At 55.5% G+C, this 15,985-nt stretch carries 14 protein-coding genes; 11 read left to right on the forward strand and 3 right to left on the reverse strand.

What is annotated here, in order from left to right; genetic code table 11:
• Positions 1-353: 353 nt before the first annotated feature.
• On the forward strand, positions 354-3,728 hold the full coding sequence (locus ACJROR_RS08530; protein ID WP_406546756.1) for an EAL domain-containing protein: 3,375 nt from the start codon (positions 354-356) through the stop codon (positions 3,726-3,728).
• 75 nt (positions 3,729-3,803) lie between these two features.
• On the opposite strand, the gene ACJROR_RS08535 is transcribed toward ACJROR_RS08530, so the two are convergent.
• From ACJROR_RS08535 to ACJROR_RS08545, 3 genes are all read right to left on the reverse strand, one after another.
• On the reverse strand, positions 3,804-4,163 hold the full coding sequence (locus ACJROR_RS08535) for a DUF2799 domain-containing protein (RefSeq protein WP_406546757.1): 360 nt from the start codon (positions 4,161-4,163) through the stop codon (positions 3,804-3,806).
• A 305-nt stretch (positions 4,164-4,468) separates the two neighbouring features.
• The gene (locus ACJROR_RS08540; protein WP_406546758.1) at positions 4,469-4,930 is read right to left on the reverse strand and encodes a hypothetical protein; all 462 of its coding nucleotides are present in this window, start codon (positions 4,928-4,930) and stop codon (positions 4,469-4,471) included.
• 137 nt (positions 4,931-5,067) lie between these two features.
• The gene (locus ACJROR_RS08545) at positions 5,068-6,228 is read right to left on the reverse strand and encodes a hypothetical protein (RefSeq protein WP_406546759.1); all 1,161 of its coding nucleotides are present in this window, start codon (positions 6,226-6,228) and stop codon (positions 5,068-5,070) included.
• A 384-nt stretch (positions 6,229-6,612) separates the two neighbouring features.
• Here ACJROR_RS08545 and sctC point away from each other — a divergent pair, with 384 nt between their 5' ends.
• The 10 genes from sctC to ACJROR_RS08595 all read left to right on the forward strand — a co-directional run.
• On the forward strand, positions 6,613-8,409 hold the full coding sequence (gene sctC, locus ACJROR_RS08550) for a type III secretion system outer membrane ring subunit SctC (protein ID WP_406546760.1): 1,797 nt from the start codon (positions 6,613-6,615) through the stop codon (positions 8,407-8,409).
• Positions 8,406-10,079 (forward strand): hypothetical protein, encoded by a 1,674-nt coding sequence (locus ACJROR_RS08555; RefSeq protein ID WP_406546761.1) that lies wholly within the window; start codon positions 8,406-8,408, stop codon positions 10,077-10,079. The genes sctC and ACJROR_RS08555 overlap by 4 nt, the downstream gene beginning before the upstream one ends.
• Before the next feature lie 143 nt (positions 10,080-10,222).
• On the forward strand, positions 10,223-10,432 hold the full coding sequence (locus ACJROR_RS08560; protein ID WP_406546762.1) for a hypothetical protein: 210 nt from the start codon (positions 10,223-10,225) through the stop codon (positions 10,430-10,432).
• Position 10,433: 1 nt separating this feature from the next.
• Entirely contained in the window at positions 10,434-10,706 is a 273-nt protein-coding gene (locus ACJROR_RS08565) for an EscF/YscF/HrpA family type III secretion system needle major subunit (protein ID WP_406546763.1), read from the forward strand.
• 20 nt (positions 10,707-10,726) lie between these two features.
• Positions 10,727-11,104 (forward strand): tetratricopeptide repeat protein, encoded by a 378-nt coding sequence (locus ACJROR_RS08570; RefSeq protein WP_406546764.1) that lies wholly within the window; start codon positions 10,727-10,729, stop codon positions 11,102-11,104.
• A gap of 36 nt (positions 11,105-11,140) precedes the next feature.
• Positions 11,141-11,890 carry a type III secretion system inner membrane ring lipoprotein SctJ gene (sctJ, locus tag ACJROR_RS08575; protein WP_406040035.1) on the forward strand — a complete coding sequence of 250 codons (750 nt, stop codon included), beginning with the start codon at positions 11,141-11,143 and terminating at the stop codon, positions 11,888-11,890.
• Between the two features lie 60 nt (positions 11,891-11,950).
• Positions 11,951-12,631, forward strand: a complete 681-nt coding sequence (locus tag ACJROR_RS08580) for a hypothetical protein (RefSeq protein ID WP_406546765.1) — start codon at positions 11,951-11,953, stop codon at positions 12,629-12,631.
• Positions 12,632-12,758: 127 nt separating this feature from the next.
• Entirely contained in the window at positions 12,759-13,391 is a 633-nt protein-coding gene (locus tag ACJROR_RS08585) for an HrpE/YscL family type III secretion apparatus protein (RefSeq protein WP_406546766.1), read from the forward strand.
• A gap of 3 nt (positions 13,392-13,394) precedes the next feature.
• Complete coding sequence (sctN, locus tag ACJROR_RS08590; RefSeq protein ID WP_406040029.1) at positions 13,395-14,711, forward strand: type III secretion system ATPase SctN; 1,317 nt, start codon at positions 13,395-13,397, stop codon at positions 14,709-14,711.
• Positions 14,712-14,756: 45 nt separating this feature from the next.
• Positions 14,757-15,985 (forward strand): hypothetical protein (locus ACJROR_RS08595; RefSeq protein ID WP_406546767.1); only part of this gene is annotated, 1,229 nt, incomplete at its 3' end.

Consider the following 15,985-nt stretch of genomic DNA (forward strand, 5'->3'; position numbering starts at 1 on the left):
ATGCGGGATTTTCCGCAAAAGCCCCGGGGAGATATGGCAAATGTCTCACAAAGTCCGGGGGATTTCTGCCGTATTTTTAATGCCGGCCCCGGATCCCGGCAGCCAAAGCGCATTTCCTGGATTTTTATTGCCGCAAATGGGAGAAAAGCCACGGACTTTTCCCGGCGTAATATGCTTAAATTTACACCGGCTTCATGTATGAATCATGCGGTAATCGGCAGCGGAAGGACGATTCCTCTGCGGACTTAACGGTAAATGCCGGGATATCTGTTTAAAATTGACAGACGCCTGACCGTGAAGAGAGGCGCCGGAACATAGGAAGCTGAGCAAGGTATTCTGAAGAAGGGCTGTTTATGAGTTCGATAAAAACCAAAATAACCGCCATGACCGTCTGTGTCGTGGTGACGGCAATGGTCATTGCCGCAGTTTTGGGGGTGACGGCCATCCGGGATATCGGCAACCACGATGCGGAACAGACCCTGCTCCTCCTGTGCGAAACCGGGCAGAAAGACCTGAATTCCTTTTTTCAGAATGCGGAACAGTCGGTAAAGGCCATCGGGGCCTATGCGGAATCAGATCTTGCGGCGCGTTCCTTCCCGCAGTTTGATCTCCCGGGAACAGATGATGAGAAGCTCCGGGCTCATACGGATCGGGTTCGGGATGTCTTTAAGAAGCTGGCGTATAACACCCATGGAGTTCTGACCTATTACTATCGCATTGATCCCGGGTTTTCCCGGAATGTCCCGGGCTTCTGGTACGTCAATACCGGAGACGGCGGATTTCAGGAGCATGAGGTTACGGATATAACCGGCTATGACACCAGTGACACCTCGCAGCTGGTCTGGTTCACGGTGCCCAAGGCCACCGGAAAGGGCGTCTGGCTGCCGCCCTACATTACCGAGAATCTTAACGCCCGGGTGCTTTCCTATAATGTCCCCATCTATCATGACGGACATTTTGTCGGGGTCATCGGCATTGAAATCGACTACTCCGCCATGGCCGAGGTGGTAAATCACATCACTCTCTATGATAACGGCTACGCCTTTCTGAATGACAGTGAGGGAAATATCGTCTATCACCCGCAGGTGGACGTTATGACCATGGAAACCCAGCCCAGGGTGCCGGACGGACTTCTCAGCAATGACAAGTTCATTCGCTATTCCTTTAACGGCGCGGAAAAGCAGGCGGTCTGGCTTAAGCTGGTTAATGGGATGCGCCTTAATGTTTCAGTTCCCGTTAATGAGATCAATGCGGTCTGGAACAAATGGATACTGGAAATCACCGTTGCCTTTGCATTGCTTCTGGTTATCTTCATCGAGCTGGTCAGGGCCTTCACCGGGCGCATAACAAGCCCGCTCCAGAAGCTGACCAGCGCGGCAAAGCAGATCGGCAAAGGCAACTACGATACCGAGCTCAGCTATGAAGGGAATGACGAAGTCGGCGTTCTCACCGCTTCCTTTAAAACTCTCATCAGCGATTTGAAGGAATATATCAGAAATCTCAGGGAAATGGCCTACATTGATGCTCTCACCGGGGTGGGAAACCGCATGGCTCTGAGACGCGACTACGATTCCTACCGGGAGCGCGAGGTCACCGTATTTATGGTGGATCTGAATGACTTCAAGCTGATAAACGACACCTACGGTCATGAGACGGGGGATCGGGTTCTTCATGAAGTCGGGAAATTGCTTAAAAAAGCCTTCGGAAAGGAACACTGCTATCGCTACGGCGGGGACGAATTCCTGATTATCGCGCCGGATCTTTCCCCTGAGGAGATCAAAGAGAAAGAGGAATTCCTGAAAAAGAACGAACCCGTCATCAGCAAAGACGGCAAGGGCAGCGATAACGGCAATGACAGCCAGGATCCCGCCAAAGCAAGCTTTTCCGTTGGCTATGTCCGCGCCAGACTGACTGATGCCGCTGCTCTGAGACATCTTATCTGCCTGGCGGATGAAAAGATGTACGACTCCAAGCGGAACAGGAATCATACTCTCGCAGCCGGCCGGAACGCCGTCGGAAGCGTCCCGGATCCGGAGATGCGCTCCTCCGAATATACGGTTCAGGAGCTCAGGGCGTATCTGAAGGCAATATCTCAGAAGCATGCCCTGGCGCGGGTGGTGGATCCCATCGAGCGCCGCATTATTGAACTCGGGGACGATGGCAGCGTCAATATGGCCGAAAGCTGCTATGGCATCTGGGATTCAAAGCAGAAATGCCTTAACTGTTCCAGCGCCCTGGCCTGCCGCACCGGATGCCCGCAGCATAAGGCCGAGCATTTCAAAGACCGGGATTACTTTGTGGAATCACAGCCCGTGAAGCTGAAGCTCTCAAACGGCAGCGTCTGCAATGCGGTGGTGGAGCTGGTAAACACCGAGAAGGAGAGCGCCGCCAGCAGAAAGTCCCTTAATAACAGAGAAGCAGAAAACGAGGGCTCCAGAGCCGCAGATTATCTTGCCCGGCATGACAGTTTAACCAGCGTCCTCAATGCCGACGCCTTTTATGAGCTGGCCCGGGGGCTTCTGAAAAAGATCCCGGCGCAGTCATGGGTAATGATAACCTCAAATATCATGAATTTCAGACTGATAAACACCCTGTTCGGCGAGCAGAAGGGGAATGAGGTTTTGGCCAAAACGGCGTCCCTGCTGAAGGATCTGGCGGAATCTGCGGGGGGCCTGTGCGGCAGGATCGGTTCCGATCAGTTTGCCGTGCTCATTCCGGAGAGCGTCTATAAGGAGGAAAGGCTGACCGCCATAGTCCGGGAGCTTAAGGATGCCTACGACAGCGGGATTTACCGGTTCTGCATTCATTTCGGCGTTTACGAGATCACGGATACGGCCGTTCCGGTGTCCGTCATGTGCGGGCGGGCGAATTCGGCCCTCCGCTTGATCCGAGAGGATCTCACCCGTACCGTGGCCTTATTTGATGATGCCATTCTTGAGAAGATCGTTATGGAGCAAACGGTGCTGGGAAGCTTTGAAGAAGCTCTCAAAACCGGACAGATCCGCATGTATCTCCAGCCCCTGGTCAGGAAGGACGGCAGCGTCATCGGAGCGGAGGCTCTGGCCAGATGGAAGCGGCCGGACGGTTCCCTGCTCCTCCCGGGCGACTTTATTGAAACCCTGGAGACTGCCGGTCTTATTCATAAGCTTGACCGCTATATGTGGGAGCAGGCCGTGAAGCAGCTCAGTCAGTGGGAATTAACGGAAAAGAGCGATCTCTTTATCTCCGTCAATGTTTCCGCCAAGGACTTTTACAGCATTGACGTGCCCCGGGAGCTTGCCGGACTTATCACCAAATACGATGCGGACAGCAGCAAGCTCCGGCTGGAGATCACGGAAACCGCGCTTCTGGGCGAGCCGGATGCCTGCGACAGCATTGTGGCGGAGCTCAGGCAGCGGGGCTTCCTGGTGGAGATAGACGATTTCGGGAAGGACAATTCCACGCTGAACCTTCTGAAGGACATTAAGGCTGACGTCCTGAAAATCGACATGAGCTTCCTGGCGGAAATCGGGGATAACGAACGCAACCGGATTATCCTGAAGTCCGTAATCGGCATGGCCGATGCTCTGGGCATGGACGTGATTACCGAAGGGGTGGAAACGGAGGACGAGCTCCGCATTCTGGCGGAAATGGGCTGCAATCATTTCCAGGGCTATCTCTTCAGCCGTCCGGTTCCGGTGGACGAGTTTGAGAAGAAATTTTCAGCAGCCGAACAGAATGCCGGCTGAAGCCTCCGGGCAGGTAAAATCGAAAATCTCCGGGGATCTGAGGCCTGCTTGCCGGGATGTCTTTAATCCTGTCCTTCAGAGCAGCTCTTCGCAGCGGGCCCGATCTTTTCCCGAGGCGCGGCGGCTTCCGGGAGCGCAGTACTTTTCAAGACCCTTCTTCCAGCCCTTCATATAGTTCTGCTTTTCCTCCGGGGAGAGGGCGCTCAGGAGAGCGGACTCGTATTCCTTGAACATGGCAGAGCTCTGTCCCTCGTGTCCGTCCATATAGCCTATTTGGTACCAGTTAAGACCGGGGGTTTCCTGGCTGTTTCCGGCATTGAGGCAGGCGCAGCAGATTCCGGTAAGGATCACGATGGCGGTCAGGGGGATGATTCTGGAGATGTTCAGGATTACCAGGCTGCTGCCTTTCTTTTTGCTGTTCATGTTAGTTTTCATGCGGTGTCGCTTTTCTGTTGCTGGGCTGTTTGAGATGATTTCTTTATGTGAACTGCATCACACCGTGATAACGATCGCATTTTCGAAAGGTTACAAAAAAAGCGGGCTTTTCATGGGGGATTAATCCCTCTGCTTTTCAGGAGCTTAAGAGAGACTCCCGCCGGCGCCTGGAGAATGCAAAAGATGCCCGGAAGGCGCCGACGGGAAGGAATGGCAGAAGGGCATAAAGGATGAACGGACGCCCCGGAAGGATTTCCGGGGTTTAAAGAGGGCGGAGGGGGTAAGAGGGGCAGGGGATAAGAGGGTCAGTTCATCAGAAAACCGATGGGAATATTGTTGAACATGCTTCCCATGGCGCCGGTCTGGTTACTGTTTTCGGAAATCAGAAGGTCGCAGTCGTTCATGAACATCTGCAGGAGAAAGCAGATCTGGTCATCGGACAGCAGCGTGGTGCTGATATACATCTCAAAGCGGAATTTGCCGTCCTTGATGGCGGAGGTTACGCTGTATTCGGAATTGATTTTCAGTACCAGCTTGGAAAGGTGGCGGAGCCGGAGATCATTGTCCTCCGGGTCGCTTTCGGAAAGCTCAAAAATATTGGCATAGATCAGGAATTCATCCCGGGAGAGGGGGCGGAAGACAATTTCGAGATCGTTGTCCAGAAGCACGGAATGCTCCTGAGAAGCATTGGTGATGCTGAATTCATCATCGCTGTAAGACCATTTGGCCGTATCGTAGATATTGCGGATGGAGTTTAGGGCGGTCATTTATTTCTCCTCTGACTACTGAAAGACATGGAACCGCCGGCAGACACGGAACCGAAAATCCGGCGGTTTTCCCCGGCATGATCGCAAAAAGACCGCAGCCTGAGCTGCGATCTTCTGATTTTTGCGAGTCCCGGAAATCAGACGGTAAGAATCTTTCTGAGAGCGTCGGTATCGCTGCGGCTTATTTCCTGAACGGTTTCCCTGGCCTTGCTGCTGAGTTCCCTGAGAGAATCATTAACCTCCTTGAGACCCTCGATGGCAGCGCGGAGAGAGGCTTCATTGGCTTCCTTTTCCTTCACTTCGGCGCGCACAATGGAATCATTGTATTCGCTGTAAGACCTGGTGATATTGGCAGTGGCTGAAGCCAGCTGGTTGACGGCATCGGCCTTCAGCTGACGGCCCTGGTTCAGAGCAGTGATGTTTCCTCCATGCGCCTTGGCGGCCTTGTAGGCAAAACTGGCATCGAGGAGCTCATGCTTGGCCTGCTTGTAGTCTGCGTTCTCGCTCTTGAATTTGGTGATTTCGGCATTCTTGGCATCATACTGACCTTTCAGATCGGTGAATTCTTTATCACACTTATCGAAAGCCTTAGCCTTGTCCTGGAAATCCTTAAGCTGCTCGGCAGTAGGCTCCTTAACCTTGCTGAGATTTTCCCCGGCCTTTTCCATTTGCAGCTTGGCCTGATCCCGGGCCTTTTCAGCCACGGAGACCTTGTCGCCGAGATCCTTGAGATCCTTGTTCATGTTGCCCAGCTCGCCGGTTTTTTCCAGATTGTCTACCTTCGCCTGAGCGGCATTGAACTTTTCAGCGGCCGGGCCCTGAACCTTCTGGGCTTCCACCTGAGCGCTGAGATTCTTCACGCTGGAATACATGCTGAAAGCGCCGGAGGCAATCTGAACGGCGCCGCCCACAATGCCCATAATGAGAGAGGTGGTGGCCCCATCGCGCATTTTATCTGCGGCGGCCATGGCCTCGTCGTGAACATTCTGATACTGCTGGCGGATGATTTCCTTGTTCATCTGGCGATCCTTGGAAGCCATTTCGTTAATCATGGCCAGAAGCTTGCCGGTGGCGGAAACGAAATCATTGAGAGCCTCATACTGGGTGGCGGCATCGGTGAATTTGCCGGGGGCAACATTAGCGGATTCCTTTTCTCCGTCCTTGCCGGCAGCGGGAACCTCGGTATTGGAATCGGTCTTGCCGGGGCCGCCGGTCTTCTCGGTATCTTCGGTGTCGCTGACAGCAGCAAAGGAAACGGGGTTGAAATCAGAGTTGTAACCGGAAATTGGCATGTTCATGATAATATCCTCTTTTGTTGATTTTTTCTGAATCTCATTCCGAAGACCCGGCTGATTTCAGGCATCAGGTGTCAGGTCTTTCGTGCTTGCTACACTGAAAACGCAGGAACTCCGGAGAGGTTACAAAAAAGCGGAAAAAAATTCGTAAACGGCGGAGAAGTCAGTTTTTGCGCACATATACTGACAACATATTTGCATTTTCAAATATAATGCAATGATAATATCAGCCTGAGCGCGGCTCAGGATAATTTGATTCATGCTGTGCATCAGATCCGCCTTTTTTCCCGGAAATGCGAAGCGGATCGAAAAAGAAGGCGGGAGCTTTCAGAGATCAGGCAGCGGTTAAGTCAGAGAAACGTTAGTAAAAGCAGTATGTTAAGATTCATGCGCGGAAGAGGCGCTCTTTGCGGGGCTGTATTTGCGATGCTCCTTGCGGCATCCGGCGCTCAGGCCTTTTCCTCCCAGTACAGTCATTATTCCGAGGATGAGGATCTGGCTCAGGTGCTGTCCGATTTTGCCAGAACCCAGAATCTGCATGCCCGTATTTCGCCGGTGATTCAGGGAAAGCTCAGCGGCAGCTTTGACAATGTGCGTCCCGAGGCTTTTCTGGAAACCCTGAGCCGGGCCTTCGGCGTTAAATACTATATTCAGGGCGATATCATTACCTTCTATCATGACAGCGAATGGGTGCGTTCCATGTACAAGCCGTCGGCGGTTTCCTGCGAAGCCCTGCTGACCTTTCTCAGGAACTCCCATGCCATCGCCGATTCGCTCCCGGTTACCCTGGATCCCCACGGCATGCTGGTAATGCAGGGGCCGGAATCCTATATTCAGAATATTATTTCCCTGGCCCAGAGCTTTGATCAGGGGCAGGAGCATGATCTGGTGATGCAGGTGTTCCGGCTGAAGCATGCCCGGGTTTCCGACACCTCAATTTCCACCTCCGCCAAGAACATTCTGGTACCCGGAGTGGCCACTCTTTTGCAGCGCATGGTAAGCGGCGCCGGGGGGAGCGGCATCTCCGTCTCCTCAAGAAGCCAGGTGATGACCGGGCTCCGGGGTACTGGGCTTTCCGCCACCGCGGGGGGCAAGGCCCCGCAGGCCCCCGCCGGGGGCGGCGAAGCCGCGCCTCAGGGGAAGGAGGGGCAGGAAAGCTCCTTCACTCCCAGCATTATTGCGGATGACCGCCTTAATGCCATTCTTGTTTATGACTACAAATTCCGCATTCCCTTTTACGAGCAGGTTATCAAAGAGCTGGATGTGCCGGTGCGCATGGTGGAGCTTCATGCCGCCATTGTGGATATCGACACCGATGCCTTTGAGGAGCTGGGCGTTGACTGGAGGGGCAGCGTGACCTCGGGGAACTGGGGCATTAACGCCGGCAAGGGCTCCTACAAAAATGACCTGGGCACCTACGAAGGCGGGGTGTTTTCCACCGTATTCAACACCAGCCACAGCAGCTTTATGATGCAGGTCAAGGCGCTGGAAACAGACGGCCGCGCCAAGACTCTGGGGCGGCCCTCGGTGCTGACCATGGAGAACGCCGAAGCCACTCTGGAAAACACCACCACCAACTATGTGCCGGTGAGCGGCAACGAGTCCTCGGATCTCTTTACGGTCACGGCGGGCACTATGCTGCAGGTAACCCCGCATATTGTGGACGGCGCTCCGGGAGAGGAACCGGTGATCCAGATGATCATCTCTCTCAAGACCAATCAGAACAATTCCGGCGAGGATATTACCAATGCGGGCACTACCGCCTATATTCCGTCGGTGAAGGAGACCGTTATCAACACTCAGGCCATGGTGCGTCAGGGGCAGAGCCTGCTTATCGGCGGGTACTACATTGAGAGCGTCACCGGCAAGGATTCCGGGGTGCCCGTGCTTAAGGACATTCCGCTTCTGGGCCGGCTCTTCAGCACTGAGAGCAGCAGAGTGCAGAAGAGAGAGCGCATTCTCCTCATCACGCCGCGGATTGTCACCGCCCAGGATCTGAGCCGCCTGCCCGACAAGGCCAATGACTTTGACAAGCTGCCGGGACAGACTGATTATCTGGACAAGGAGGATCGGATCACGGTGCCGGCTCGAAATGACAGCTCTGCGGGCTGCGCCTCCTCCCGTTCCCTTGATGCCGGAAAGTCCGAAAAACCTGCCGGCTCGCTGCCTGAAGAGGTTCTGTGATGGAAAATGAAGACATGACAGAGCATCTCGGCCAGAATCCGGGGCCCGGCCGGACGGTGGAATTCCGTTTTGCGGCCGGGCCGAACAACGGCGCGGCGCTCAGGCTGGAGCCCGGGGAATACTTTATCGGCAATACGCCGGATTCCGAGGTGGTGTTCGCCCTGGATCGGCCGGAAAGCATCGAATTTGTGCTGGGCACCGGGGAATCCGGCGAGGTTTACGCACGTTCCCGTTCGGGATCCGTCTATATCTACCATGAGGACGGTTCCCGGAAGGAGGAGCTTTCCTCCGAGAACACCCCGGTTCCCGAGGGCGCCCGCATCGGTCTGGACTTTGAATCCCTGGTGTGGATGAGGAACTGGTCGGGAGCCGGGAGCCGCTTCCGGCTGATTTCCGAGGATGAAATCGCCGCGCTTTCCGAGAAGGCCCGGGGCGTCGCGGAAAAGACCGCCGGAGGGGCAGATGAAGCGGCCCCGGATCCCGCTGATCCCGAGTCCGCCGCCGCAGAAGCCGCTCCGGAAGCTGCCGCCCCGGAGAATCCCGAGGGCGCTCCGTCCGGTGCTGCCAGGGCCGCGGAGGCTGCCGGGGATGATAAAACCCCGTCCCCGAAAAAGCCCTTAAGCCGGAAGAAGCAGATCCTGGGCGTTACCCTGGGCCTTGCGATCCTGTTAACGCTTCTTCTTTTGCAGAATTTCGGCCACCTCCGGGAGTTTCTGGCCAGCGCTGCCGCCGAGCACAAGCCCATGACCATCAGGGAGTATGTGGATACCTATCCCGAGGGGGCGCTGTTTCTGGAGGAGAAGAACAATTCCTACCTCATCAAGGCTGCCTTCCGGACAGAAGAGCAAAGGCAGCGGTTTCTGGAAGGTCTCCCCGGGCCGGACAAGCCCCTGGAGCTCCGGGTGCGGCTCATTGACGAAATTCTGGATAATCTCAGGAACAGCTTTGACGCCTACGGCATCAGGGTGAATCCGGTGCCGGGGAACGGGCGGGAGATTGCCCTGCACGGCTATATCCGGGATCAGTATATCGAAGCCGACGTCATGCAGAAGGTGAAGAAGGATCTTCCTTACCTCTACGAATTTCTGGTGCCGAAATTCAGCCACAGATCCGATATCGAGGAGGAGATCAGCGCGCTCACCAAAGAGGCGAATCTGGAGGCCGAATACTACTACGGCCGGGGCTATGTGGTCTATAACGGCATGTTTTCCATGGATGATCTTCTGAAGATCAAGTACATCGCGGAAGCCGTTTCCAAAAACGCGGGCGGCCCGGTGTGGTTCCGCCGCTATCAGGATCTCTCCCAGGACGAGGTGGCTTATCTGGAGAGCACCGGATCCGCCCCGAAAAAGGAGATCCGCGAGGTCAGCGGAGCTCCGGCTGAAAAGATCACAGCCGGCCCGGTGCACCCGCCCGGGGTTCCCGCCGGCGCGGGCCGGGGCGGCAGCCAGACCAGGGACGTTAAGCTCCCCGGCGCCAGGACGGAGTTTTCCGCAAAGGATGTGCAGTCAGTTAATATTTCCGGAAAGCTGCCCTTCTTCAGAACCAGGGACGGCGCGGTTATCATGCAGGGGGCCCGGCTCCCCGACGGCGCGGTGGTGAAGGAGATCAGAAACGACAGCATTGTGCTGGAAAAGAACCGGAAGACGGTTACTGTCAGTCTGCGCTGACGGGAGTTTTCAGAAAACGGGCCGGTTTCCCGGAAGCCGGATCTTTTTGCTTTTCCGAGATCAATTTTTAAAAAAAATTGTAACCTTTCGGCGCCTGAAACGTTTAGAATTATGAGTAAGGCTTGTTTATGTTGGAGAGCTTTATGGAAATCGATATTTATTCAGCTGTGGATGAGGGCAATATCTATCTTATCAAGCAGTATGACGAGGATTTGTTTCAGATAGAGATGAAACTCAAAAAGAAGCTGGATTCAGGTGTTTCAGTCGAGGAGTTTGATTCCTGCAGGGCTTTGCTGGAAGCAGCGGAGACCGCCCGCAGGATAGTATCCTCAGTTCAGGATGGAGATTATTAAAATGAGTATAGGTGCTTTTGATCCTTCTGCTTCCACCGGCAGCATGACCTCTGTTGTCGACACCGGCATTCAGAATCTTGAAGATCGCGCCAAAAACATCAAGGACGAGATCGAGAAGATCCAGCAGCCCGGACTGACTCAGGAAGAGCAGACCTCTATCATGCTCAAGACTCAGTTTAAGCTGGGGCAGTACAATGCTATCGTGGAACTTACTTCCAATATCACCAAGAACGTTTCCGATACTGCGAAGTCCATTTCCCAGAAGGCAAGTTAGCAGTTAAGCGCGGGTTAAAAATGCTTGAACAGACATATTTAGAAAAGGATGAGCTTCAGAAGCTTGTGGATATCGCTTTTGCCGGCTGCTCCAAGGGACGCGTTCCCGAGGCCAGAACGGTGTTCGCCAAGATTCTGGAGGCTGTCCCCGGTTACATCCCGGCCAAGGTAGGCCTGGCCTTTACTCACGTAGTGGTGGATGATTTCCCTCCCGCCGATGAGATGCTGACGGATCTTCTGGGCGAGGATCCTGACAACGACGATGCCCGCGGCTTTCTGGTGCTGTCAAAGTTCCTGCAGAAGGACGGCGACGCAGTGGATGCGCTTATGGGAGAGTTCCGGGATCATGATTCCGCAGGATACCGGCTGGCTTCTTCGCTTAATGATGTAACCAGGTAGTTCATGCTTTTCAGTCGTATTCGGAAAACAGGAAAGATGATACTGTTCGCAGGGGCAGTATCTCTTTTGCTTTCAGGCTGCCGGGAAAGTCTTTATACCGGACTCAGCGAGGCTGACGCCAACGAAATGGTTTTTTTGCTGCTGAACCGCGGCATTGATGCCAAGAAGGTGTCTCAGGGCAAGACGGGCTTTGCGGTGACCGTGGAGGAAGAGCATTTTGTGCGTTCTCTGGAGATCATCAAGGAGCATTCCCTCCCCCGGGAGAAGTTTCAGAGTCTGGGGACGGTGTTTTCAGGCTCCGGCATGATTTCTTCCCAGCTGGAGGAGCAGTCCCGGCTGGCCTTCGCCATTTCCCAGGAGCTTTCCGGCACCTTCAGCAGAATTGACGGCGTGCTGGATGCCCGGGTTCACGTGGTGCTGATGCATAACGAGCAGGGCACCGGTCTTACTACCCCGCCCTCGGCTTCGGTGTTTATCCGGCATATGGCTGATTCTCCGGTGGTGGATATGGTAAGCGGCATCCGGGAAACCGCGGCCAAGGCGGTGCCGGGACTGACCATTTCCAATGTGTCGGTGGTGCTGGAGCCCTTCAAGGAGAACATTATCATCGCTCCGGTCAGATCCGGAAGATCCAATGACGAGAAGGTGTTTCTCACGGCGGCGGGAGCAGGAGGCGGAGCTCTTCTGGCTTCGGGAATCTTTTTTCTCATGTCCTTCCTGAAAAAGAAAAAGGCTGCGAAGCAGGGCGAGGGCCAGGACGGCAAGGAGCCTCCGGCCGGCTCGTAGGCTTTTTATCAGGGCCCCGGTTTTGCCGGGGTTCTTCAGTAATGGAGTGGCGCTTTTGCTATGAATCGGGAAGAGGCTTTGAATCTGGTGCGGGATCGCCGGTTTTTTCAGGATCTGGCCGCCCTTAACGTTGTCCGCTACAGCGAAAGCGATATCTTCGGTTCCTATCGGAAGCTTTTTCCGGAGGGGCTGCCGCATGAGGAGAAGCTCTTCATCACCCGGCTTCGCTATCAGCCCGGAGATTTTCTGGTTCTCAAGGGCGAACATGACAGCTTTGTTCTCCTCTCCCCGGAAACCCTGAAAAATCTCTGCTTTCAGACCGGGGCATGCATTATGGGCTTCTATATCCGGGAACTCATGACCTCCGATGATCTTTTCCGCTACCGCAGCCTCATGGGAGACAGCCTGTTCAATTATGTCTATTATTTTGCCTGCTATGCTCCCTATGCCGAGGATCTGGGCATCCGGGGCCGGCTTTCCGTTATAAGGCCGGAGGAGGCGGAGACCGCCATGCTTATGAGCGGCTATTATGCGCTTATCCGGACGCTGGATGCCGGTTCCCAGCCGGAGATAGCGGATCTTCTGGAAAAGAAGCTGTCCTTTGCCACCCGGGACAGCGTGTTTGAGTTTTTCCGGGTAAAGCCCCCTTTAAAGGAGGTGAAGACCGCCCGGGCGCAGGCCCTGATGAAGCGCCTTCTGTCCCGCATGGCGCCTTCTCCGGGGGCAGCTTCCGGTATTTAGCCGATTTTTTGGACGCTGCCGCAGGAAACCCGGCGGCGATGTGTTATCTTAGAGGCTGATAACTGAACAAAAGAGAAGGGCTTCGGATTTTTCTCCGGGGCCGTGAACATCATAAAGGCAGGAGCCTGTGAGCAGAATTTTTTGTATAACCGAGGAGAAGGTTGCCGTGGCCGAGGGCGTCCGGATTATCCGCCGCGACGACATGCAGACTCTCCACGATGCCAACGAAATCATCGTGAAATCCCGGGAGATTGCCGACGGAATCCGGCAGAAGGCCGAGGAGGACTACCAGCGCCGCTATCAGGAGGGCTTTGAAAAGGGCCAGACCGAGGGCAAGGGGGAGTATACCGAAAAGATCATGGATCTCATCATGTCCCAGGTGGATTCCCTGGCCGAGCTGGAAAACGACATGGCCCAGGTGGTGATCGATTCCGTGACCAAGATTATCGGGGAGCTGCCCGACAACGAGCAGATTGTCCGGGTGGTGCGGAAGGCCATCAATACCGTCAGAGGCATGAAGCGGGTTACCATCAGAGTGGCTCCCGATGATGAAAACGCCGTGCGTCAGGATCTGGGGATGCTTCTGGTGTCACCGGACGGCCGCACCGGCTACATCGATCTGGTGGGAGACGCCAGCATGAAGCACGGGGACTGCATTCTGGAGACCCCCATGGGAATTATTAATGCCGGTCTGGAGTTTCAGCTGGGGATCCTGAAAAAATCCATCCAGAGCCGGGTGCAGCAGAACAGCGCAGGATAGCAAATGGCCCTGGATTATATCGGGCAGATGCTCCACAATGCGGTAGCGGAAGCCAATACAATTGAAGTCCGGGGACGGGTGGATCAGGTGGTGGGCACCATCATCCACGCCTCCGTGCCCGAAGTAAAGGTAGGCGAGCTCTGCATTCTCCAGAATCCCGGTTCCGACTGGAATCTCAAGGCGGAGGTGGTGGGCTTTTCCAAAAACATCGCTCTTCTCACCCCCCTGGGCAATATCGAGGGCATTTCCTATCACACCGAGGTTATTCCCACGGGGCATGTGCTTTCGGTGCCGGTGGGGCCGGAGCTTCTGGGCCGGGTGGTTAACGGCGTGGGAGAGATCATCGACAGCGGGCCTCCCATTCATCCCCAGAAATTCTACCCGGTCTATGCCGATCCGCCTTCCCCCATGAAACGGCAGCTTATCACCCGTCCGGTGAGCCTGGGCCTCCGGGTGCTGGACGGCATCATCACCTGCGGCCAGGGACAGCGTCTCGGCATCTTCGCGGCGGCGGGCGGCGGCAAGTCCACTCTGTTATCCTCCATTATCAAGGGCACCTCCGCGGACATTTCCGTGCTGGCTCTTATCGGAGAACGCGGCCGCGAGGTCCGGGAATTCATTGAACGGGATCTGGGCCCGGAGGGTCTGGCCCGCACGGTGCTGGTGGTATCCACCTCCGACCGCTCCTCCATGGAGCGTCTCAAGGCCGCCTATACCGCCACCGCCATTGCCGAGTATTTCCGGGATCAGGGCCGCAACGTGCTCCTTATGATGGACTCCGTAACCCGTTTCGGGAGAGCGCAGCGCGAAATCGGTCTGGCCGCCGGCGAGCCTCCCACCAGAAGAGGCTTTCCGCCATCGGTGTTTTCCACCCTGCCCAAGCTTATGGAACGGGCCGGAAACTCCGACAAGGGCTCCATCACCGCCCTTTACACCGTGCTGGTGGAGGGCGATGACATGACAGAGCCCATTGCGGACGAAACCCGTTCCATTTTGGACGGCCATATTATTCTTTCCCGGAAGCTCGCGGCGCAGAATCACTACCCGGCCATTGACGTGCTGGCCAGCGTGTCCCGCGTGATGAACAGCATTGTGACCAAGGAGCATAAGAATGCGGCGCAGCGGCTCCGGCAGATCCTGGCCAAGTATCATGAAATGGAGCTCCTCATTCAGCTGGGCGAATACCACAAGGGGGCGGATCCCGAGGCGGATTTTGCCATTGCCCATATTGACAAGGTTAATGCCTTTCTGAAGCAGGGACTGGGGGAGATGTCCACCTTCGAGCAGTCTCTGGACGCGCTTTTGAAGGCTGTGGTATAGCGGATGCGGAGACTTGCAGTCAGGAGACCGGGCGGAAAACGAGATATGGATAACAAAGTGTTTGCAGGGCGGCTTTCGGCGCTTCTTCTCGCAGCGTTTTTCCTGATGCCGGGCTTTTCCATGGCGCATGGCCTCCGGGAAAAGCCGCAGGACGAATATGTGATTATTGACGATTCTGCCGTCCATCTGGCTCCCCTTGATCAGGCGGCGCCGGTGATAGCGGAGAGCCGGCGCTGCGAGAAGCCCATGCGGCTCGCCGTGGTGCAGCGGGGCCGATACGGGGAATTTCAGACGGTGATGCGGGCTCTTCTGGACAAGCTGTACCATGACGGCTACCTCAAAATGAACACCGCTCTTCATGAATCCGCATTTTCCTTTGATGACCCTGATACCTGGAAACGGCTCAGCGAGGGATCCCGGGGCGGCTGCGTCGAGCTTATCCCCGACGGGCTTTACACCGGATCCTGGGAAAGCGGCGAGATCTGGGATCAGGTGAGCGGGGATCTCAGCAAAAGGATTGCCTCCGATCATGACGTGGATATGCTGCTGGGACTGGGTCTTGCGGCGGGGGTTAAGTTTGCGGATCCCTCCCTGGGAATTCCGGTGATGATCGCCTATGCCTCCAGCCCCGAGGATGCCGGCATCATCGGCCCCGGAGAGTTTTCTGACAAGCCCGGCATCCACGTGCAGAAATATCCCCGGCGCACCGCCATGGCCATGAACAGCTATTACAGCGTCTTTCATTTTAAGAAGCTGGGGATGATGACGGACGTGGACGAAACCATCAGAAAGATGCAGTCCTACGAGGTTATCCGCAAGGTGGGCCGGGAGGAGGGCTTTGAGGTTGTTCCCTGCTTCGGCAGCTTTCAGGACAAAACCGACAAAAAGAATATCCGGGAGTTTGAGCGCTGCCGGGCCGAGCTTCTGGACAAGGGGATAGATGCCCTTTATATGCCGGTTTTTGACGGTTTGGAGGAGGAGCAGTTTTTCTCCTATATCCAGCCCTTTGTGGACGAAGACGTCATTGTCATGGGAGACGGGGACACCGCCCGCACCAGCAGAGTGGAGAAGGGCGTGCTGGTATCCCTGGTGGAGGTGGGGCTTGAGGAAAGCGGGCGTTTTGAGGCCGATGTCATGGAGCATATTATCGATGGCGTCCCGCCGGAAAAGATCAGCCAGTACTACAACACCAACATGGCCTTTGCCCTGAACCTGAAAACCGCCCGTCTGGTTAACTGGAAGCCCTCGTTTGAGTTTCTGATGCTGGTGGAATA

The sequence above is a fragment of the Succinimonas sp. genome, assembly GCF_045225735.1.
Classification (GTDB): Bacteria; Pseudomonadota; Gammaproteobacteria; order Enterobacterales; family Succinivibrionaceae; genus Succinimonas.

Coding starts and splice junctions, on each gene's coding strand:
- ACJROR_RS08530 (WP_406546756.1), top strand. CDS start 354: ATGAGTTCGATAAAAACCAAAATAACCGCCATGACCGTCTGTGTCGTG.
- ACJROR_RS08535 (WP_406546757.1), bottom strand. CDS start 4,163: ATGAAAACTAACATGAACAGCAAAAAGAAAGGCAGCAGCCTGGTAATC.
- ACJROR_RS08540 (WP_406546758.1), bottom strand. CDS start 4,930: ATGACCGCCCTAAACTCCATCCGCAATATCTACGATACGGCCAAATGG.
- ACJROR_RS08545 (WP_406546759.1), bottom strand. CDS start 6,228: ATGAACATGCCAATTTCCGGTTACAACTCTGATTTCAACCCCGTTTCC.
- sctC (WP_406546760.1), top strand. CDS start 6,613: ATGCGCGGAAGAGGCGCTCTTTGCGGGGCTGTATTTGCGATGCTCCTT.
- ACJROR_RS08560 (WP_406546762.1), top strand. CDS start 10,223: ATGGAAATCGATATTTATTCAGCTGTGGATGAGGGCAATATCTATCTT.
- ACJROR_RS08565 (WP_406546763.1), top strand. CDS start 10,434: ATGAGTATAGGTGCTTTTGATCCTTCTGCTTCCACCGGCAGCATGACC.
- ACJROR_RS08570 (WP_406546764.1), top strand. CDS start 10,727: ATGCTTGAACAGACATATTTAGAAAAGGATGAGCTTCAGAAGCTTGTG.
- sctJ (WP_406040035.1), top strand. CDS start 11,141: ATGATACTGTTCGCAGGGGCAGTATCTCTTTTGCTTTCAGGCTGCCGG.
- ACJROR_RS08580 (WP_406546765.1), top strand. CDS start 11,951: ATGAATCGGGAAGAGGCTTTGAATCTGGTGCGGGATCGCCGGTTTTTT.
- sctN (WP_406040029.1), top strand. CDS start 13,395: ATGGCCCTGGATTATATCGGGCAGATGCTCCACAATGCGGTAGCGGAA.